Source organism: Rhodococcus sp. Q1 (assembly GCF_004153645.1).
Classification (GTDB): domain Bacteria; phylum Actinomycetota; class Actinomycetes; order Mycobacteriales; family Mycobacteriaceae; genus Rhodococcus; species Rhodococcus gordoniae.
On record NZ_SDMJ01000009.1, the window covers coordinates 116,513 to 137,717 of the forward strand.

The following is a 21,205-nucleotide window of genomic DNA, read 5'->3' on the forward strand; positions in this document are numbered from 1 at the left end:
GAGGGTCAATAGGGCAGAGCGAGGCAATTATCGTCGAATCTGCAACCTTCATCCGCCTAAAAAGCAGATGTTTCATCTCTAGTCCGGACCGCGTCGATCCATCCGGCGATACGAATCACCCAAGTTGTCCAGATGCCGACGCATCAGATCCATCGCCGCCATGGAGTCTCCGGCGGCGACGACATCGAGGATCGCGCGGTGATCGTGATCGACACACTGCCAGAACCCCTCCGGGGCATGCTCGCGCCCGAATCTGCTCGACAGCACCCGGAACACCGGCGCAGTGATCAATTCGAGCAACGGATTGTCGGTCGCCCGCAGAAGAACCAGGTGGAACTGCTGATTCTTCGCGAACGTCTCGGGCCCCTGCAGACTGTGCGGGTCGAAGATCGACGCTTCGAGTTGCTCGAGGTGCTCGTCGGTCCGGCGGAACGCGGCCATGCCCGCCGCCGGCACCTCCATGAGGTTCCGCACTTCCATCAACTGTGCGACGGTGACCGTTTCCGCTGCCGCCATCAAAGCCACACCCGTCTCGAGATGCGCACTGATGTGCCCGACACTCGGCGCGGCGACGAAACTCCCCCCGGTGACACCGCGGGTCGTCGTGATCAAGTTCTGGCTCGCCAGCGAACGCAGGGCCTCACGGATCGTGCTGCGGCCGACACCGAATTCGGCGGTCAGCTCGGCTTCCCCGGGCAACCGGGCACCGGGTTGCAACTCACCGGACAAGATTCGGGTGCGCAGATGCTCCGCGAGGACCGCATAGGCAGGTCCGTTCTTGACGGGTGCGTCCCCGGTCGTCGATTCGGTCACGAGCGTCGACTCTTCTCTCTCGAAAGCTGCGGTGAACGGCCCGAGCCTAACCCGACATTGCGGCCGGGGTAGGTCACCACGCACCCATCCCATACCCGCTAATCATCCGCTCTTTAGGCGCAATTTCCAAGGATCTGACCTGAGCATGCCGGGATTCGAGGCAGATTCGCACCGAAAACATCTGAGGTATTGATTTCTCGGGCGCCCTCAAGCACGATGACCTACATCACCCCTCCCGGTGACCCCCCACCCCAGACTTCGGACCGCCGTACGGCTCGGTCGTCCCCTCCGCTCCTCGCGGGCACCGAAAGATTGGAAGTACTGATGAAGAGAATTGGAGTCGACGTCGGCGGCACGTTCACCGACCTCGTGCTGTGGGACGACGACGGCACCGTAGTGGTCCACAAGACTCCGTCGACGAACCACGACCCGTCCATCGGAACCATGGACGGCATCGAGGTCCTCGCCGAACGCGCCGGCATCGACCCATCCGACATCGACATGTTCTTCCACGGCACCACCGTCGCCACCAACATCGTGCTCGAACACAACGGGTGCAACGTCGGCATGATCACGACCGAAGGCTTCCGCGACCTGCTGCACATCGCCCGCAAGAAGCGCCCCCTCAACTACTCGAACTATCAGGACCTTCCCTGGCAGAAGTGGCAATTGGTCCCACGCCGCAACCGCCGGGTCGTGCCCGAGCGGATCGACGCCGCCGGCAACGTCCTCACACCGCTCGACGAAGACGCGGTGCGCCGAGAAGTTCGCCTGCTCCGTGAACGCGGAGTCGACGCCATCGCCGTCGCCTTTCTGCACTCCTACCGCAACCCCACACACGAAAAACGCGTCAAGGACATCATTCTCGAGGAGTACCCCGAGGTGTTCATCTCGCTCTCCAGCGAGGTCGCCCCGCAGTACCGCGAATACGAACGCTTCTCCACCGCGGCACTCAACGCCTTCATCGGACCGAAGACCTCGCGCTACATCGCCAGCCTGGCACAGAAGGCTGCCGCAGCGCAGGTCGGTGACGACGTGCACCTGATGACCTCCGCCGGTGGTCTCGTCACCTCGCGCAGCGCCAGCGAACAGCCGGTCTCGCTGCTGACCAGCGGCGTGGTCGCCGGACTGCTGGGTGGATGCGCCATCGGCAAGGCCTCCGGATTCCCGAGCGTCATCACACTCGACGTGGGCGGAACCTCCGCCGACATCGGCGTGGCACCGAACGGCGCTCTCCGGATGAAGCACCTCCTCGACACCCGCATCGGCGACTACCACGCCATGGTGCCGATGGCCGAGGTCGACACGATCGGTGCCGGCGGCGGTTCCATCGCCATGGTCGACGAAGGCGGCATGTTCCGGGTCGGACCCCGAAGCGCCGGCGCATTCCCCGGACCCGCCTGCTACGCCCGCGGCGGCACCGAACCGACCTCGACCGACGCCATGGTCATGATGGGCTGGCTGCGCAAGGACAGTTTCCTGTCCGGCACCATGAAGGTCGAACCCGAGCTGGCCCGCACCGCGATCCGGACCCACATCGCCGACAAGCTCGGAACCGGCGTGGACGAAGCCGCGATGGGGATCTTCAAGATCCTCGCCCACTCGATGACCGAAGCGATCAGCCTCCACTCGGTACGCAAAGGCTACGATCCGCGCGACTTCTCGCTCATCGCCGAGGGCGGCGCCGGTCCCCTCTTCGCGTGGCAGATTGCCGACCAACTCGGTATTCCGCGTGTCGTCGTGCCCGGGCACCCCGGCATCACCTCTGCGGTCGGCCTGCTGACCACCGACATCCGGTACGAAATCCCTACCACGGTGTGGACGTCTTCCGCGGACGCGGATCTGAACCTGCTGCGGACCCAGATGGACCGGCTCTCCCGCGAGGCCATCGCTCAACTCGAAGCCGACGGCGTTCCCGCCGAGAACATCTCGCTCGAACGTAGTGTGGATTGCCGCTATGTCGGTCAGGGCTACGAACTGCGGGTCCCGGCACCCGACGGCGAGATCGACGACGTCTGGGTCAAGACCGTCTCCGAGGCCTTTCACGAGGCACACGGGCGGACCTACTCCCAGCGTTTCGACGACAAGCCGGTGCAGCTGATCAACATCCGCGTCACCGGTGTCGGCGCCGTACCGCACGTCCGTATCACCGAGATCGACACGGGCACCGCCGACGGTTCCGCGGCGATCAAGACCATGACCCGCGCATTGTTCTGGCGCGACGAAACAGCCGCGCCGCAGTGGATCGACACCCCGGTCTACGACCGCTCGCTTCTCCTGGCCGGCAACACCATCGAAGGCCCCGCCATCGTCGAGCAGTTCGATTCCACGACCATCATCGGCATGAATCAGCACGCCACCGTCGACGCGGTCGGCCACATCATCATCGAGAGGAAGCCCGCATGAGCAAGACCCTGATGCCCAGAACCGGCGTATCGCTCGCGGGCGAATCCCACCGTACGTGGAACGACGTGGAGGTCGACCCGATCACCCTGCGCGTCATCGGCGGTGCACTGCAGTCCATGGCCAAGGAGATGGCGCAGGTCCTCTACCGCATGGCCTACTCGAGCCTGATCCGCGAATCCGAAGATCTCGGCGCCGGCATCTTCGACGTCAACGGCCGCGAACTGTGCGAATCGGATTCGACACCGATGCACTGCGGTTCGATCCCCGCCTACATCCGGGGCGTCAACCGCAGACTCGCCGGCACCTACCGGCCCGGCGATGTCGTCCTGCACAACCATCCGTACCACGGCGCAGCCCACTCCCCCGATTACGGCGTGATCATCCCGATCTTCTGGGAGGGCGAGCACATCGGATTCGCCGGATGCACCGGACACGTATCCGACGTCGGCGGCAACTTCCCCGGTCTGTGCATGGACGTCGTCGACGTCTGGGCCGAGGGCAAACTCATGGATTCGATGAAGATCTATGACGCCGGAGTCCGCAACGATTATCTCATCCAGCACATCCTCGACAATGTCCGCACACCCGAACAGAACCGAGGCGATCTCGAAGCACTCATCGCCTGCGCGCGCATCGGTGAGAAGCGATTCGTCGAACTGCTCGAGAAGTACGGCCTCGACACCGTCATGAGCGCCAGTGAACGGTGGATGGACTACTCGGAGAACATGCTTCGAAGCCGAATCCGCGAGATCCCGGACGGCAGCTACGAAGCACCTGTCGGCTATCTGGACGACGACGGAAAGAACCGCGGTGTCCCCCTCAAGGTCGCCGTGCGTGTGCAGGTCGAGGGAGAAGACATCCTCATCGACCTCACCGGTTCCAACGACCAGGTCCCCACCGCCTTCAACGTGCCTTTCGAAGGATCCGTCCTCCCTGTCGCAGTCGCCGCGATCCGCACCATCCTGCTCGACGAAGACCTGACCGAGGAATTCGTCCCCCAGAACGACGGTTGCTTCCGCCCGGTGAAGGCATACGCACCCGAGGGAACGATCTTCAACCCGGACTTCCCGGCATCGTGTTTCGCGCGGTTCTCCCAGGTGAACCGAATCTTCGACTCCATCAACCTCGCCCTGGCACCCGTGCTCCCCGACCACGCGATCGCCGGGTCGTCGGCAGCACTGTGCGCCATCGCCTACTCCGGTGTCGCCGAAGACGGCGAATCCTATTGGGTCTACATCGAAATCAACGAAGGCTCGTACGGCGGACGTAACGGCAAGGACGGCATGGACGCCGTCGACTCGCTCATGGCCAACACCCGCAACAACCCCATCGAAGAACTCGAACTCAACCACGCCATGCGTGCCCTCCGATACGAACTCCGCGACGAAGCTCCCGCCCCCGGCCAATGGCGAGGCGGCATCGGCAGTGTCCGCAAATGGCTCATGGAGACCGATACCTTCCTCGGCTCCGAAGCCGACAACCGCTCCGACCCGCCCGCCGGAGCGCTCGGTGGCCACGACGGCGTCGCAGGTGCATTCACCCGCAACGCCGGAACGGACCGCGAGGAGGTACTTTTCTCCAAGGTCACCCAGGAAACCATCCGGGAGGGCGAAACCTTGGAGATCAAGCTGCCTTCCGGCGGTGGATTCGGCAATCCGTTCCTCCGTGATCCCTTCCAGGTCCTCAGCGACGTCTGGGACGAATACCTCACCGCGGAGGACGCTCGGCGCGACTACGGGGTCGTCGTCGACACCGACTCGTGGACCGTGGACGAGGACGCCACCGCGGCACTGCGCGCAGGGAGCCCATCCTGAGCGGCACCACAGGTCGGGCCGCCGCTATCGGCGGCGGCCCGACCGCTCGTGTTCTCGACGAAACATTGGGCAGCGTCGTCACCTGGATCGACCCCGCGAGCGGTGCCGCACCCGACGGGCCACTGGCGGGTATGAGAATCGGTGTCAAGGACAACATCGACGTCGCCGGCGTCCCCACCACCTGCACATCCCGCTTCTTCGCCGACCGCATCGCGTCCGCCCACGCGGACGTCGTCGGCAGGTTGCTCGCTGCGGGCGCGCAGATCACCGCGAAACTCAACATGGCCGAGTTCGCGGTCGGAGTCACCTCCCAGAACTCCGCCGCGGGCCCCGTTCGCAACCCCTGGGACCCCACACGCGTCCCCGGCGGTTCGAGCGGAGGCTCCGGCGTCGCAGTCGCTGCAGGACTGGTGGATGCCTCCCTCGGCACCGACACCGGGGGATCCGTCCGTCTACCCGCAGCGGCATGCGGTATCACAGGCCTGCGACCGACCTGGGGCTCGATCAGCAATGCCGGAGTCTTCCCGGTCAGCGACGCCTTCGACACCGTCGGTCCGATGGCACGGTCGGTGACCGAGGTTGCCCGCCTCTTCGATGTACTGCGTGTCGCCCCGGCCCCGTCGCCTGCCCCCACTCGACGGATAGGGTTGCCGTCGGTGTTCATCACCGACGACGTCGACGCTGCCATCAGCGACGCAGTCCGAGCGGCGGCACGACAACTCGGAGAACTGGGCTACGAGACAATACCGGTCACCGTCCCCGGTGCTGCTCGCGCACAGGACATCGTGTACACGTTGTTGTATTCGGATCTTGCTGCGCTGCACCGTAACCGAGTGCATTCCTCACCCGAACTGTTCCATCCCGACACCCTCGCACGCGTGTCCTTGGGTCTGTCCATCTCGGACTCCGAGAGAACAGCAGCGATAGCCGGCGCAGCGGAGTTCCGTCGCGGACTCCGTGCACTGTTCACGACCGTCGACGCCGTACTGACCCCGACCATGCCGGTCGATGTGCCTCGCATCGCCGGTGGCGACGATGTCGTCGCACGCTCACGCCGACTCGGACAGTTCAGTTATCCCTGGTCCCTCCACGACGGACCCACGCTCGCACTCCCGGTCGGATTCCATCCTCGTTCGGGGATGCCGATCGGTGCTCAACTGACGGCGGCCGCCCACCACGAATTGCTGCTCTTCGAGATCGGTGAAGACTTTCAGAGCACAACGGACTGGCATACCCGGAGACCGCCGCTACACATCACGCGGTGAGCCGCCATCGGAGGGGGCAGAGACCCGTCGAGGCAGAGTGGTGCGCCCCGGTTCCCGATCAGCCGCGCACGGTCACCATCAGGGCCTCCAGGGAATCTGCGGTGTGCAGCCCCAGTGCAGCTCGGACCACCGCTGCTGCACGCTCCGGCGACAGCCTGTTCTCGACGTTGAGATCGAACTTCATCGTGAGTTCCTCATCGGAAAGCGGATTCGCCGGACCACCACGATTGTGGTCGACCCGAGCCTCGTGCCAGACACCATCGCGAGTGCGTACCCGCAGCACTGCCGGGAACTGATAGGGGTAGATCTCGTCACACCGGTCGTCGCTGCGGCTGGTGACCAGACCCGCGAGTTCGAGCGTGCGTGGATCCTTCGCGGCCTCGTCGGTGAAATCGGCATGTCCCACTCCGAGTCCCGATCCACCGAGCAGCGCTCGTGCGACGGTGAACGGACCCGAGAACGCTGCATGATACCCGGATTCGGGGGCCGCTTTCGAGGCGGGAGGTTCGGCGATGGTGCGCAGGACCGGTTTCGGAACACCGAGTTCGATCTCCGCGATGTGGGCGGGGTCGAGCCCCTGGCGGACGAGCGTGCGTGCAGCGTCGATCCCGGCGTGGGTGAAGTGGTTGCACGGATACGGCTTGAAGAAGATACCCGGCAGTTCCCAGCGTTCGCCCAGTCCATCCAGGACCTTCGCGGTGTCGGCCCGATCGCCGCAGAAGGCGTGCAGGAAACCGAAACGTCCTTCGATCACGGTGGGCGGTCCGGTGAGGCCGGCGCGAGCAAATTCTGCCGAGGTGACACCGGAATGTGCCGCCCATCCGCAGTGCGCGCGCTTGACCGTGCCGCCGGTGCGGTTGGCTTCGAGCAATCCGGCGCCGAAGCTCGCGGCGATGCCCATGGCGTCTGCGATACCTTCGGCGTCGAGGCCGTACAGCATCGCTGCGGCAGCAGCCGAACCGACGGCACCGCAGATGGATGTCGCGTGCAGGCCACGTTCGAAGAACTCGGAGTTGCCGAGTTCTTCGTCGTAGCCGCCCATCCCGAGACGGACCACGATCTCGATGCCCACGCCCGCAGCGTCGAGGACGGCTGCGCCGGAGGCTCCTACCGCTTCACCCACGGCGAGTGCCGCCGGGATCACCGAGGCGGACGGATGCAACACCGACGGCAGGTGGGTGTCGTCGGAGTCCATCGAATGGGCGAGTGTGCCGTTCACCAGCGCGGCAGTGGCGGCCGGACAACGTTCTCCGGTGCCGATGCCGGTGGCCGCGGCCGCACCGGACCAGTTGCGTGCCACCTCGATGACGGCACGAGCCGAGGGCTGGTCGTGCGCCGCGAGGGAGTTCCCGAGCAGATCGAGTACCCGCCGCGCGACGTCCTTCCGCAGTTCTGCGGACAGTCCCGTGGTGCGGATGTCGGCGGCGAGGGCGGCGAGCCGACCCACGACCGTTCCGGTCAGGTCGTGTCGGGTCTCGGTGCCGGTCACGAGGCCACCACCGCGACGGGACGGACCGGCGATCCGGTGCCGCCGGTGATGCGCAACGGTGCCATGACGAACGTGAATTCGGTCAGGCCACGCGCGCTGGCGTCTTCGAGGTTCAGATGCTCGATGATGTGAATTCCGTTCTCCACAAGCAGCACTCGATGAACCGGAAGAACGCTGTGTCCCTTCCCCGGGGGGATGTGTTCGAAGGCGGTCGTGTCGGAACCTGCGGCTGCGATGCCGCCGGCCGCGAGCCACCGCCCCGCACCCACATCGGCACCGGGGACGCCGTCCTGCTGGCCGAGATAACGCTGCGGATCGTCGAAGTGCCGGGCCCACCCGGTACGGATCAACACGACATCACCGCGTCGCGGCGTCACCCCCGCGGCGTCGGCCGCATCGCGCAGGTCCTGTTCGGTGACCGCCTGCCCTGCTTCGAGCGAATCGACACCGCGGACCCGGGCCACGTCCAGCAGCAGTCCGCGACGAAGCATGAAGGGGATGGATTCGGCGCCCAGCTGCGAGAACTTCCCACCACGCTGCGCTTCCTCGGCGTCGATACCCCCGTGCAGCTTTCCTTCGTGGCTGACGTGGGAGAGCGCGTCGACATGGGTGCCGACGTGTCCGCCGGTCACGATGATCTCGTTGGATGCCGATCCACCGTCGGGCCGGACCATGTCGCCGTGCCGACGGATCAGCGTCATCCGGAATCCGGGATGGTTCGGTGAGCAGGGCATACCGGTCGTGTGGGGGTGCCCGAGCTCGACGATGTCGACGTCGGTATCGACGACCGCATTCAGCAGTGCGTCGGGACCGGCGATGGTGTGTTCGGTCATGATGTGACTCCTCGTGCTGTGATGGCCTGAGCTCGGTCGAGAACGACGCGAGCGTTCGCAACGACCGCCGGATCGATGAATCTGCCGTTCTCGTCGAGAACCGCGGACTCCCCCGCTGCCGACGACGCGGACGCGTCGTCGACGATTCGCTGCGCCCACTCCCGCTCATCGGCGGAGGGCGTGTAGGCCTCGTTGACAATGTCGATCTGATTCGGATGGATGACGGAACGTCCGAAGAAACCTTGGACACGGCCGGTTCGGGACGATTCCGCCAGCCCTTCGAGATCTCCTACCGCGGTCCAGACACTTTGAACGGGCGATGCCAGGCCGGCGGCGCGGGCCGCTGCGACGATCCAACCACGCGCCCAGGCGAGTCCCTCGTGTCCGGCACGAAGGTCGGCTGCGAGATCGGCTTCACCGAGCGCGATTCCGGTCACCCGGGTATGGGATCGCGCGATCTGCGGGGCGGCGAGCAGGCCCGCAGCGGATTCGACGATCGCATGTACCGGACAACCGAGCCGGTCCGCCGTCGCCGCCACCGCGTCCGGGTCGTCGGCCTTGGGCAGGCGAACACCGGCCGGCGCCCGATCGGCGCGCGACAACGCGGCGATCTCCTCGTCCAGCCAGCGCGATCCGATGGCGTTGAGCCGCAACCAGACAATGCGATCAGCAGGTGCATCGCGCACGGCGGCCACCGCATTGGCGAGCGCGTGTTTCTTCGCCTCGACCGGTACTGCGTCCTCGAGGTCGATGACGACGGCGTCGGCGGCACTACCGAGCGCCTTGTCGATGCGGTCTGCGCGATGTCCCGGGACGTACAGCCAACTGCGGGGTGTCATACGGGCTCTCCCACCGGAGCGTGGACTTGCCGGTACCCGAGCGCGCGGGAAACCCTCTGCGCCGCTTCGACGAGTGCGTCCTCGTATCGGTCGAACGCTTCGTCGGTCATGCGGTAGCTCGGTCCACAGACCGACAGGGAGCCGACCACCGTGCCGTCGGCTCCGAAGACGGGTGCGGCGATCGACGCCGCGCCTTCCTGCCGCTCACCGGTCGAGCGGCACACGCCGCGTTCACGCGCCTCGTGCAGCACTGCACGTAACGCGACCGGATCGATGACGGTCTTCGCGGTCAGGCGCGTCAATTGCCGGGACAGCACATCCTCCTGCTCGGACTCCGACAGGTACGCGAGGATGATGCGACCCGACGACCCGCTGTACAGCTCGAAGCGGCGTCCGAGTTCGACGGTCATCTTGATTTCCTGGGTGCTTTCGACCTGGTCGAGGTAGACGCGTCCGCCCGGCAACCGGCCGGTCACCGTCGCGGTCTCGCCGGTAGCGCGTTGGAGGTCTTCCAAGGCGCTACGGGCGGCGCGGCGGAGGGGGGAAACGTCCAGTGCACGAGCGCCGAGTGTGGCGGCGGCGGGGCCGAGCAGGTAACGGCGGGTCGAGGGTTCGTAGAGCAGCAGTCCGCATTCGACGAAGGTCGTGAGGATGCGGTGCGTGACCGCTTTGGAGATCCCGGTGGAGCGGGCGATCTCCGATACGCCGAGCGCGCTCGATCGGCGACCGAACTCGAGCAGCACTTCTGCGGCTCGTGCGGCAGAGGTGGTGCCGCCAGTTGAGGACTCCATTATGGCTCCGTTCCCCGGTCGGTTCAGGTGGTGAACACGTTTGACAGGTCTGCTGGACATGCTGCAGGAGCGATACGACCGTTCAAGGCCATGAATACTTTGTACCGCCTGGCGAAACAATTGTCCAGACCCACCCATCGGGGTGACTGTCCCTTCATCAGGGATTATTCCCAAAATTGGCACTTGCGTATTGTTTCGAGGGGGCGCATAGTGCAGGAGATCACTTTCTTGCGTTTCTCTGAGCGGAACAATATGAGGAGGCGGTGTGACCGATCCGGAATTCGACCTCGTCGTTGCCGGCGCGGGCGGCGGACTCGTCGCGGCCCTGCGCGCCGCGGAATCGGGCGTGAACGTTCTGGTGATCGACGCCGACGAGCACTTCCAGCGCGGCAACAACACCTCGATGTGCACGGCGATGATCCCTGCTGCCGGCACGCGCTGGCAGCGCGCAGCAGGGATCCGAGACAGTCCCCGTCGTTTCCTCGACGACATCACCCGCAAAACCGCAGGGACGGCAGACCAGCGGGTGGCTCGGGCGCTGACCGATGCCAGCGGCACGCTGGTCACCTGGTTGGCCGACAGTCAAGGACTCGACCTCGAACTGGTCACCGACTTCCGATACCCGGGACACACCGCCGACCGCTGCCACAGCATTCCCGGCCGCCACGGCTCCCACCTGCTGCGTCACCTGGTGCAACGCGCCCAGGCACATCCCCGGATCGAGCTGATCGCCCCGATGAGTCTCCGCGAGGTCCTCACCATCGACGGCCGCGTAACCGGGGTCGAGATCGCTACCCCCGACGGAAACACCGAGCAGCTCACGACCGGATCCGTCCTTCTGGCGACGAACGGCTTCGGCGCCGACCGCGACCTGGTCCGGACCCACATGCCCGAGATCGCGGATGCCCACTACCACGGCGGCCGGTTCAGCCGCGGTGACGCGCTCCGCATCGGTGGGCGACTCGGAGCCGACACGGGTTTCCTCGACGCCTACCAGGGCCATGCTGCCCTCTCGTCTCGCAGCCAGACGCTCGTCGGCTGGGCGACCGTCGTCCACGGCGGTATCGTCGTCGACAGCACCGGCCGGCGATTCGCCCCCGAGACCACCGGTTACTCGGAATTCGCAACTCTGCTTGCCGCCCGGCCCGGATCTGCCGGCTGGATCATCATCGACGAGCACATCGAAGAACTGTGCTCGGTGTTCGACGATTTCCGCACGGTCGCCGAGAGCGGATCGCTCGTGCGAGCCGCCACGGCCACCGACCTCGCCGAGACCATCGGTGTTCCCCTGCCGGCGCTGGAGGACGAGCTCACCGCCGCCCACCGCGCCGCGACCGGATTCGAGCCCGATCGGCAAGGCCGCACCGACATCCGGCATCCCCTGACCGCGCCGTACATCGCGATCGCCGTCACACCGGCACTGTTCCATACCCAGGGTGGACTCGTCGTCGACGAACACGCCCGCGTACTCGCTCGCGGAGTCCCGATTCCCGGCCTGTACGCATCCGGCGGCGCAGCCGTCGGAATCTCCGGCCACGGAGCCGGCGGCTACCTCGCCGGCAACGGCCTGATCACCGCACTCGGTCTGGCATTTCTCGCCGCCGAACACGTGAGCAGCACCGTGGCCGCGTGAAGACGCATCACCTGTCCAGATACTCGCCAGGAGAAGACATGACCACCTACCTGATCAAGAACGGCACTGTCGTACGCACCGAGGACACCGCGTCCGCGGAAGGCGAGATCGCCGACGTCCTCGTCGTCGACGGCACGATCGCCGCCATCGGCTCCGACCTCCGGGCCGACGACGCCGAAATCGTGGATGCCACGAACAAGCTGGTGTTTCCCGGCGTCGTCGATGCCCACCAGCACTGGGGTATCTACAACCCGCTGTCCGAGGACACCCACACCGAATCCCGCGCGAGCGCTCAAGGCGGCGTCACCACCGCCCTGACGTACATGCGCACCGGCCAGTACTACCTGAACAAGGGTGGCGCCTACGCCGACTTCTTCCCCGAGGTCCTCGACGCTTCCGCCGGGCGCAGCTACGTCGATTACGCATTCCATCTCGCCCCGATGTCCAAGCAGCACATCGGCGAGATCCCCGCGCTCGCGTCGGACCAGGGCGTCACATCCTTCAAGATCTTCATGTTCTACGGCAGCCACGGTCTGCACGGGCGCTCCACATCGCAGAGCGACTTCCTGATGATTCCCGAGGACGAACGCTACGACATCGCGCACTTCGAGTTCGTCATGCGCGGAGTCCAGAAAGCCCGCGAGCAGTTCCCCGAACTCGCCCCGCACATCTCGCTGTCTCTGCACTGCGAAACCGCCGAGATCATGAGTGCCTACACCAAGCTGGTGGAACAGGAAGGCACACTCACCGGCCTCGCCGCCTACAGCGCTTCCCGTCCTCAGCACTCCGAGGGTCTGGCCGTGACGATCGCGTCCTTCCTCGCCGACGAGACCGGACTGCCGAACATCAATCTGCTGCACCTGAGTTCGGCGAAAGCGATGAAGGCGGCCATGAAGATGGCCGACGCCTTCCCGCACGTGAACTTCCGCCGCGAGGTCACCATCGGGCACCTGCTCACCGACATCGACAACGCCAACGGATTGGGCGCCAAGGTCAACCCGCCCATTCGTCCGCGTGAGGATGTCGAGGCCCTGTGGGAACACCTGCTCGCCGGGAACATCGACTGGGTGGTCTCCGACCACGCCTGCTGCAAGGACGAGGTGAAATTCGGCGAAGATCGCGACGACGTGTTCGCCGCCAAATCCGGTTTCGGCGGCACGGAATACCTCCTGCCGGGCCTGATCAGCGAAGGCCGCAAGCGCGGCCTGTCGCTGCGCCGTATCGCACAGCTGCTCTCGTCCAACCCGGCCGACCGTTACGGTCTGCCCGGCAAGGGACGACTCGCCGAGGGCGCCGACGCCGACATCGCGATCGTCGATCCCGACCGTACCTGGACGGTGCATGCAGCGGATTCCGAATCCACCCAGGAGTACACGCCTTTCGAGGGATTCGAACTGTCCGCTGCTGTGACCGACACCTTCGTGCGCGGTAACCGGGTTCTGACCGACGGAGTCGTCACCGGCACGCCTTCCGGCCGCTACCTCGCCCGTCCGTACTGAGGAGACACCAGTTGACCGACGACAAGACCCCTGCCGGACCCCTGCGTGGGATCAAGGTCCTCGACGCCTCCACCATCCTTGCCGGGCCGCTCGCCGCCCAGATTCTGGGCGACTTCGGCGCCGAGGTCATCAAGATCGAACATCCGGCCAAGCCGGACGGCATGCGTGGGCACGGCCTGGACAAGAACGGCGTCCCGCTCTGGTGGAAGATGGTCGGCCGCAACAAGCAGACCGTCACCCTGAACCTGAGCACCCCGGACGGTCAGGAGATCTTCCGTGATCTCGCCACCGACGCCGATGTGGTGGTGGAGAACTTCCGGCCCGGCACGTTCGAACGTTGGGGACTGTCCTATGCCGAACTCACCGAGCGGAATCCCGCACTGATCATGTTGCGGGTCACCGGTTTCGGGCAACAGGGACCGTATGCGACGCGTCCCGCGTTCGGCACACTGGTGGAATCGATGAGCGGCTTCGCCCATCTCACCGGCCACCCCGACGGACCTCCCACACTGCCTGCATTCGGCCTCGCCGACTCCATTGCCGGTATCGCCGGGTCGTCCGCAGTCTCGATGGCGCTGTTCGAACGTGAGCGCAACGGCGGCACCGGACAAGAGATCGACCTCGATCTCCTCACACCGATCATGACCGCGGTCGGGCCCGGTGTGATCTATGCCGATCAACTGGGCATCGACCAACAGCGCACCGGCAATCGGTCGCAGAACAACGCCCCCCGGAATCTCTATCGCACCAAGGACGACCATTGGGTCGCCGTGTCCACGAGCGCACAGACGATCGCAGAACGCGTACTACGTCTGGTGGGGCACCCCGAGGTCATCGACGAGCACTGGTTCGCCACCGGCCGGACCCGCGCGGAGCACGCGGACCTGCTCGACGAGTACGTCGGTGGATGGATCGCCGACCGTACCCGCGACAAGGTCGTCGAGGCTTTCGAGGATGCCGGCGCCGCGGTGGCACCGGTCTACCGACCCAGCGACCTGCTGACCGACCCCCAAGTCGTCGCGACCGACATGGTCACCACTGTCGACGACGACGAACTCGGCCCCGTACGCATGCAGAACGTCATGTGGCGCATGGGCCGCTCCCCCGGTGCGATCCGCCACGCCGGGCGCCCTGCCGGTGCCGATACCGACGGGGTCCTCTCCCACCTCGGGTGCACTCCCGAGCACATCGACGAATTGCGGGCCCGCGGCGTCATCTGACCCTGCGACTGCGTCATCCGAGGAGTTCGCTATGAAATCGCGTTGGTGGACCATCGCCATCATTCTGGGCCTGGTAATCGTCAACTACATCGATCGCAGTGCCATCTCGTTCGCAGCATCCGACCTGCGATCCGAGTTCGGGATCACTCCCGGCGAGTACGGCGTGATCAGTTCCGCATTCTCGATCGGCTACATGCTCTTCGCGCTCCTGTCGGGACCGCTGGTCGACCGCTACGGTTCCCGACGCGTGCTCATCGTGGGCATGTTCATCTGGGCCGCCGCCACAGCACTGACCCCGTTCGCCGGCGGGTTCATCGGCCTGATCCTGCTACGCATCCTCCTCGGAGCCGGTGAAGCGCCGTGCTTCCCCGCAGCCACGCGACTCGTCAGCCGCTGGCTACCGGCACAGGAGCGAGGCAAGGCGCTCGCCCTGATCGGCGGTGTGGCGGTCTCCGGCAGCCTGCTTGTCGGGGGGCCGATCCTCACCCAGCTGATCGCCCTCACCGGCTGGAAGGCGATGTTCTGGATTCTGGCGATAGTCGGGGTCGTGTGGGTCGCGATCGCCTATCCGACACTGAAGAACTCGCCGACCGAGGCGAAGTTCGTGTCGAAGGAAGAGCTGGACTACATCCGTGCCGGCCAGTTGGACGGTGAGGAGACCGGTCACGAGTCGAGCACCGACTGGGGCGAGGTCCTCCGCAACCGGAACCTCTGGCTCGTCGGCCTCGGCTACTTCTCGTGGGGCTTCATGTTCTGGGCCTTCATGTACTGGCTTCCACAGTACCTCGAGCACGAATTCGACCTGTCCATCAAGGAGGTCGGCGCGTTCTCGGTGGCGCCGTGGGCAGCCGGTGTGCTGGGTGCGCTGCTCGGCGGAATCCTGGTCGACCGCGTGTACAAGCGCACGCAGAGCATCCGCTCGCGGTTCATCATCATCGGTGTCGCACTGCTTCTGGCGGGCGCGTCGATCGCACCGATCCTGTTCTTCCGCGGCAACCTCACCGTCGCATTGATCTGCATCTCGGCGGGCGTCGGCTTCGGATTCGTCACCGGCGGCATCTGGTGGGTCGCGTCGATCGATGCCGCCCCCAGCCAGCCCGGGACCGCCGCCGGCTTCGCCGATGCCTGTTTCGCACTGTCCGGTATCGTCGCCCCGTCCGTCATGGGCTTCAGCGTCAGTCGCACGGGCACCTACGACGGCGGATTCCTCGTCATGACGGCGTTGTGCCTGGTCGGCGCAGTGGCCATGCTGTTCTTCACGAAGGAACCGCAGCGGCCGCACGCTGCAACAAGTGAGTTCGACGACCCTGCACACCTGAGGCGTGCCTGAACGGCAGGCTGCGCTATGCCCGACCGCGAGGCAATCGAACTCGCTCCGCACACCGACCGGTGAGGATTCTGTCCGATACCGAAAGGCCGGCACTGTCCTTCTCGCAACAGTTTTCATTCGTCCCGGTTCGCCGCGCGGATGCTCCCCGCGAAAATGCCGATCAGGGTCCCCGCCTCTCACGGCACCGAACATTCGTGCCCGGAACACGGTCGAGGCCCTGCCCGGAAGGCCACTGCAGCGACGGACGGCTCGCTACATCTTTTCCATCCGTACGATTCACGGTCCCCAGGCCGTAGTTCGGATCGAAGTTGATCCCTCCGAATCCTGGCGTTCCGGACAGCGTCCGGAACGCCAGGACGTGTTCCATCCCGTAGTGGGCGCTGCCCTCCTGAAGCTCGCCGCATACAGGAACGGGAGCGACACTCGGCCGATCCACCTCCACTGGACGGCGTGCTCGCCGAGTGGACGCGACAACGACGAGGACCATGACCTATCCGGTTCGTGAAGCGTCCTGGCACGATGCTCCCGCCTGTCCGAACCGACCGCCGGGACACGAGGCTCACTCTACGAGCGACAAGCGGTGCCCGACACCCGATCACGGGATGACGTAACCGAGTTCGTGCGCTGCGGTATCGATGGCATCCGCCAAGCCTGGATGCGACAGAGGTAGCGACAGCACAGGACGTTGCGGGAACGCGTCGGCGGTCGGTTCGCCGACGGCGACGGCCGTGCCGCCGGCGAACCGACCGCGATAGACGATCCCGGCGGGATCGGTGTGGGCGCGATGGAGGGTGCGTGCCCACTGCTGGGACAGTCGGTGCGGCGCCGAATAGAGAGCATGGTTGCCGCCGCCCACCCGGGTGGCCCAGACCCCTCCCCCGATGCCGGACACGTCGGGCAACCGCAGGACGCGGGTGAAGCGAACGCCGGTCGGATACGGGCCACCGCGGTGGCGATCGGTCCCGTGCCGACCGAAATGCCTCCGCCGGCGCCCCTCCGGGGCTCGAAGCGCCGTACCCGACGCCGTAACCGGAATGCTCGGCCCGCGGAAGCGGCTGCTGGTCCGATCGCAGATTCGGTCCGAATTCACGCAGGGCATTCCACGCGAGTACATGGGGCCGGTGGTGCGGTGCACGCGCCACGCGGTCTCGCTCGGCTGCCCTTCGAGCACTTCCTTCGGTGACAGTCCTGCCCGACGAAGGTACGGGATGAGCGCGGTAGCGGGAGCATCGCCGCATCTATGCCGCTTCCCATTCGGTGGCGATGAGCACGTCGACGACATGCTCGACGTCGTCCGACCTACCGGCGGTGCCGGTCAACCACGCGACGATCGACACCGGCCGGCCGTCGACCACCGACGAGGGTTGCGGCTGCGTCAGCAGTGCCTGCACCGTCAGCGGATGCAGGTCCCTCGGGAGGTGGGGCATGACTCCGTCGATGTGCGGCACGGTCCCACCGGCGGTGAATCGAGCCGGGGCAACAGGCGGTTACGGCCGGAATCGAATGCCCACAGGCGACCGTTCGCGATACGTTGCCTGATGCAAGCGGGCGTTACGCCGAGGCGGACCGCCGCCTCGGCGATGGACAGAGAGCCGGCGACGAGGCCGGCCATGCGGATGTCTCGGTCGACGCGTGCAGCCGTGGCCTCGGTGGGCCTGCCGTGAACCCGGACTCGGTGAGCAGGCGGGCGTCGTGTTCGGTCGGTGCGGGCCCGCAGGGTTCACCGTATGGAGCCCCTTCAGGATCTGCACGAGTTGATCGCGGCCGATATCCGTGCCGGTGACCTCCCGCAGGGCGTTTTCGAAGTCGAGGTCGCCTCGTGGGTACCGGCCTCCGTGGTTGCTTCGCTCGTCACCACGCTCTACTTTCTTCGCCGATTTTCGCTCGCAAGTACATGCGAGCGGACTCGTCGACCGCTGCGCATCCCTGAACCCTCACATGCGCTGGGTCCCTGTCGGGACGAGACAACGCCCCAGCTGATCTCTTCCACCTGCTTGTTTCTCTCCGAACCGACCGATATGCGCAGCACCGCAGGATCCACGACACCCGCACCCCAGGAGCGGCGCCCTGTCTCCGCCCGATCCTGCCGACGGCGGCAGGCGAGAGCCGACAGGCAGGACCGCATCCCGACGAACCGTTCGACGACGCGACCCGATCCTCGACCGGGCAGAACCCGGAACACCAGCGCATCCCGAACCGGCCGGAACAGACCTGTAGCCGTCACCCCCCAGTCATCCTCGTCTACTACCCACTCGTCCTCGGGCGACTTGCCGTCACTCCAGTGCGTCCAGGGGGCGACCACTCCCCCACCTGCCCCTCGTCCTCGGCATGAGTGCCCGGGAATTTTCCGCTATCGTGCGCTGCCCGATAGCGGGGAGAGTCGAGCACCGGTCGAAGCCGGAGTGTCGACCACCTGCAGCTGTGTCGGCCGAGCGTCCCGGTCGGAACCGTCGAGGTTCCTGCGATCCTGGAATCCGGTCGCTTGCATCCGGTGACCACTGTCGCGGGCGTCCGAGGGATAGTCGCTCGCAACGACCGGCACCCTCGCCTCGGACGGTGGAACGACGTGGTGGCGGAGTTTGCGTTCGCACGTCGGCAGCCGAGCCCCGACCATCGTCCGTAGGCGGTGCCCTGCCTACCCCAGCCCTGCCTACCCCAGCTGTCGCGTCATCCGCCGTCGCGGACACTTCCTCCGCGACCGGTCGTCGGAGCGACGAAGAGTCCCTCCTCGAGATCACCCGGCCACGGGTCCGCGTGGGCTCCTTTCGAGCATCACCGTCGAACGTCTCACCCACGGGACGTGTAACGGTGATGCATGCACGGAGTACGCCGATCACCGCGGACGAGGCAGGACACACCGGCGGAGGATCCACGCGACCGGGCGGGCGTACCTCTGTCGCGCAGAAGGGGCGTGCCCTCCGTTCCGCTCGACAATGTCCTATGCAGTCGGATGCTCCGAGCCGGTTTCTGTCCTCGTCGGGGTCGGCATCCGGATCAGGCGCGCCGAGAACCGGCCCGATGGTGTGATCCGCCCCGTCTCGGCGCCTGTCGGTACCCGGCCACGGTGAACCGTTCCGACCGCCCGGGAAGTCCGTCTTCGAGCATCGGGACGCGCGGGCCTTCTGCCGAGAGGCACTACGGCACGCCGAGTGCGGCAGATAACCGGACCATGCTTCTTCTCCCCCGATTTCACCGAGAAACCTGAAACGCCGGTGCCGAAGGCATGATTCGCCGTTGAGTCCCGGGGCCGGTTTCCTCTCCGCATCCTCCCCGTCCGGAACCGCGAAAATAAATTCGAGCCGGTACGCGACAGAAGAGAGATCATGTGATGAAATTACTGCCAGCAATATAACCGGACCGAAGGAGATCGAACCTTACCGATCGCAAACAACTACATGACGCTCGCGCAGCACATGACGAAACCCCCTTGCGGGGGCTCGTCATTCGGTCGAACTTTGCCGAGATCGATCGGTACTCAGAACACCTAACGGCGTTAGTTTTCACCTTCGCCGCTAGGTGCCCTTATGGATCCGAAGTTGCCGCTTCGTCTCCTGGTCATGCGCTCTGACCAGGGATTTCCTTGCCGAGATCCCCAGCTCCCCGAAGGGACTTACCATGCCTGGTACGTCTCAGGGTACCCCATGCCCTGAACAGCAAACAACCTTTTCGACGACTTCCGGTGAGGAACCTCGTCGTCCCGAAGAAATATCGATTGCTTCCCCCCGCTTCGATGCCGAAGATATCGAATTCTCTGCCGTGATATCCCGCGCTGAAGAGAATATCCAGCGCGTCGAGAAAATGAATCAGGAAAGCGACCAACGTGGCCACACATGGTCCATTCCCGTGCCACCGTCGATGCAGTCCAAAACCCCCATTTGGTCGGGACGTATGCAATGGCAACGGCAGGTCCGCGAATTGCTCAACGAAGAGAAAGGCAGAAATGTCTGCCGACGCCATCACGCCGATCCCGAGCGGGTCTTTGCCGTCGCGGTAACGATGGCGTCCTTTGCGGACCTTCGCACGGGCCGCCGCGTGACGGCCTCCCGCGACGTGCTTGCAGACCGCGCGGGCGTGTCCGTTACTGTCCTCAAACGTGCGCGACGAGTCCTGTCCGACCTCGGCCTGGCCCGAGAGATGATCCGAGGACGATTTCTCCGCACGCTCGAGCAGTGGGCCGCTGAGGCTCACCACGGTCGTAGACAAGTCAAGGGCACCAGCGTCTGGTCGCTCATCTCCCCCAGGGCGGCCGTTCGGAGCCCCTGTGATGCCGGCCGGCCGGAGTCTTCGGCACGCTCCTGCCGCGCAGCGCTCTCCAGCACCGACGCATCGTCACCGCCGCGTTATCCCCAGACAAGCGATGGTGGCCCCCAATCTGTTGCTCTTTCTTTTGGTTCTTGTACTTCTGTTAAGAAGTACAAGACAACGCGCGCGAGCGCGCGCAGGAACAGGAATTCTCCGAAGGGACGGCCGCAGCCGCGCCCGATCGGCCTTCAGAAGGCCGCTGCAGCGCTAGTGGCCGCAACCCCTTGCCTGGAGGCCGCGGGGCATATCGGATCCGTCTGCGACGCACTCAGGGACCATTACGTCGATACAGAGCGGTGGAGTGGCCGCGATATTGCGACTGCGCTCAACGAGGACACTCGACGACGTGGATGGATCTGGCCGTCTCGGGGTTCCTTGAAGCACCCGGTTCGATACCTCCGCTGGCGACTTGCCGCTATCGACTGGTCGCTCCCCTCCCCCACCGAACGTGCGGAGGCCGCGAAACATCTCCGCGATGCCGAACGCCGCACAACTGCCCGTGTGCTCGCTCACCGAAATGCCCAGACCGCTTCCGCGGGGACACGGCAGAGCGCCATGACACAAATTCGTGAGCTGCTGCAGGGGAAGCGGTCGAAGGTCTCCGGATCGTAGTCGGCCTCACAAAGTCATATGGTGACACGGCCAGCAGAATCGGGAGTCGGTAGGCGCTCGCGTCACGCAGCGCAGGCTGTGTCCACAGAGACGGTTTACCGCGGTAAACCACATGAACTACAGGGCCCTCAACATTGCCCTACTGCGGCACCGAATCTCGCCACATCGTCTCTCGCTGGTTTACCGCGGTAAACCGCGACACGATGGAGTTGCTTGAGCCGCCGGTCGCTGCACGGAGTGGCCCTGTCGATAAGAAGCACCGGTCTCGGGCTTCCTCGCGACCGCTGGTTTACCGCGGTAAACCAGCGTAGGACAGTGTCCACTGGTCCGCTCGGCCACTGAGCCGCGAACAATCGAAA

At 65.5% G+C, this 21,205-nt stretch carries 15 protein-coding genes; 7 read left to right on the top strand and 8 right to left on the bottom strand.

Annotation, left to right across the window (positions count from 1 at the left end; genetic code table 11):
• Positions 1–78: 78 nt before the first annotated feature.
• Positions 79–813, bottom strand: coding sequence for a FadR/GntR family transcriptional regulator (locus EQ874_RS20540; RefSeq protein ID WP_016932722.1), 735 nt, complete (start codon positions 811–813; stop codon positions 79–81).
• 324 nt (positions 814–1,137) lie between these two features.
• On the opposite strand from EQ874_RS20540, the gene EQ874_RS20545 reads away from it, so the two are divergent.
• The 3 genes from EQ874_RS20545 (at position 1,138) to EQ874_RS20555 (ending at position 6,298) form a co-directional block, all read left to right on the top strand.
• A complete protein-coding gene (locus EQ874_RS20545) occupies positions 1,138–3,219 on the top strand; it encodes a hydantoinase/oxoprolinase family protein (RefSeq protein ID WP_016932723.1) in 2,082 nt (693 codons plus the stop codon).
• Complete coding sequence (locus EQ874_RS20550; RefSeq protein ID WP_084421665.1) at positions 3,216–5,033, top strand: hydantoinase B/oxoprolinase family protein; 1,818 nt, start codon at positions 3,216–3,218, stop codon at positions 5,031–5,033. The genes EQ874_RS20545 and EQ874_RS20550 overlap by 4 nt, the downstream gene beginning before the upstream one ends.
• 65 nt (positions 5,034–5,098) lie before the next feature.
• Entirely contained in the window at positions 5,099–6,298 is a 1,200-nt protein-coding gene (locus tag EQ874_RS20555; RefSeq protein WP_129977986.1) for an amidase, read from the top strand.
• 58 nt (positions 6,299–6,356) lie between these two features.
• Here the strand turns inward: EQ874_RS20555 and EQ874_RS20560 are convergent, their stop codons facing one another.
• From EQ874_RS20560 to EQ874_RS20575, 4 genes are read right to left on the bottom strand one after another with little or no spacing between them, the layout of a single operon-like run.
• Positions 6,357–7,787, bottom strand: a complete 1,431-nt coding sequence (locus EQ874_RS20560; protein ID WP_129977969.1) for an MmgE/PrpD family protein — start codon at positions 7,785–7,787, stop codon at positions 6,357–6,359.
• Complete coding sequence (locus EQ874_RS20565) at positions 7,784–8,620, bottom strand: cyclase family protein (RefSeq protein WP_129977970.1); 837 nt, start codon at positions 8,618–8,620, stop codon at positions 7,784–7,786. The genes EQ874_RS20560 and EQ874_RS20565 overlap by 4 nt, the downstream gene beginning before the upstream one ends.
• Complete coding sequence (locus EQ874_RS20570; RefSeq protein ID WP_129977971.1) at positions 8,617–9,459, bottom strand: CoA ester lyase; 843 nt, start codon at positions 9,457–9,459, stop codon at positions 8,617–8,619. Before EQ874_RS20570 ends, EQ874_RS20565 begins: the two co-directional genes overlap by 4 nt.
• Positions 9,456–10,250: an IclR family transcriptional regulator gene (locus EQ874_RS20575; protein ID WP_016933241.1), complete on the bottom strand. Its 795-nt coding sequence runs from the start codon at positions 10,248–10,250 to the stop codon at positions 9,456–9,458. Before EQ874_RS20575 ends, EQ874_RS20570 begins: the two co-directional genes overlap by 4 nt.
• A 265-nt stretch (positions 10,251–10,515) precedes the next feature.
• On the opposite strand from EQ874_RS20575, the gene EQ874_RS20580 reads away from it, so the two are divergent.
• From EQ874_RS20580 to EQ874_RS20595, 4 genes are read left to right on the top strand one after another with little or no spacing between them, the layout of a single operon-like run.
• Positions 10,516–11,883, top strand: coding sequence for an FAD-binding protein (locus tag EQ874_RS20580; protein WP_129977972.1), 1,368 nt, complete (start codon positions 10,516–10,518; stop codon positions 11,881–11,883).
• 38 nt (positions 11,884–11,921) lie between these two features.
• Positions 11,922–13,382, top strand: coding sequence for a dihydroorotase family protein (locus EQ874_RS20585; RefSeq protein WP_129977973.1), 1,461 nt, complete (start codon positions 11,922–11,924; stop codon positions 13,380–13,382).
• Positions 13,383–13,393: 11 nt separating this feature from the next.
• Positions 13,394–14,602, top strand: coding sequence for a CoA transferase (locus EQ874_RS20590; RefSeq protein WP_129977974.1), 1,209 nt, complete (start codon positions 13,394–13,396; stop codon positions 14,600–14,602).
• Positions 14,603–14,633: 31 nt separating this feature from the next.
• A complete protein-coding gene (locus EQ874_RS20595) occupies positions 14,634–15,932 on the top strand; it encodes an MFS transporter (protein ID WP_064063714.1) in 1,299 nt (432 codons plus the stop codon).
• Between the two features lie 595 nt (positions 15,933–16,527).
• Here EQ874_RS20595 and EQ874_RS23270 read toward each other — a convergent pair.
• The 3 genes from EQ874_RS23270 to EQ874_RS20610 form a co-directional block, all read right to left on the bottom strand.
• Positions 16,528–16,833, bottom strand: coding sequence for a hypothetical protein (locus EQ874_RS23270; RefSeq protein ID WP_242496846.1), 306 nt, complete (start codon positions 16,831–16,833; stop codon positions 16,528–16,530).
• Between the two features lie 337 nt (positions 16,834–17,170).
• Complete coding sequence (locus tag EQ874_RS23275; RefSeq protein WP_242496847.1) at positions 17,171–17,359, bottom strand: hypothetical protein; 189 nt, start codon at positions 17,357–17,359, stop codon at positions 17,171–17,173.
• A 2,128-nt stretch (positions 17,360–19,487) separates the two neighbouring features.
• On the bottom strand, positions 19,488–20,123 hold the full coding sequence (locus tag EQ874_RS20610) for a hypothetical protein (protein WP_129977975.1): 636 nt from the start codon (positions 20,121–20,123) through the stop codon (positions 19,488–19,490).
• Between the last annotated feature and the right edge of the window lie 1,082 nt (positions 20,124–21,205).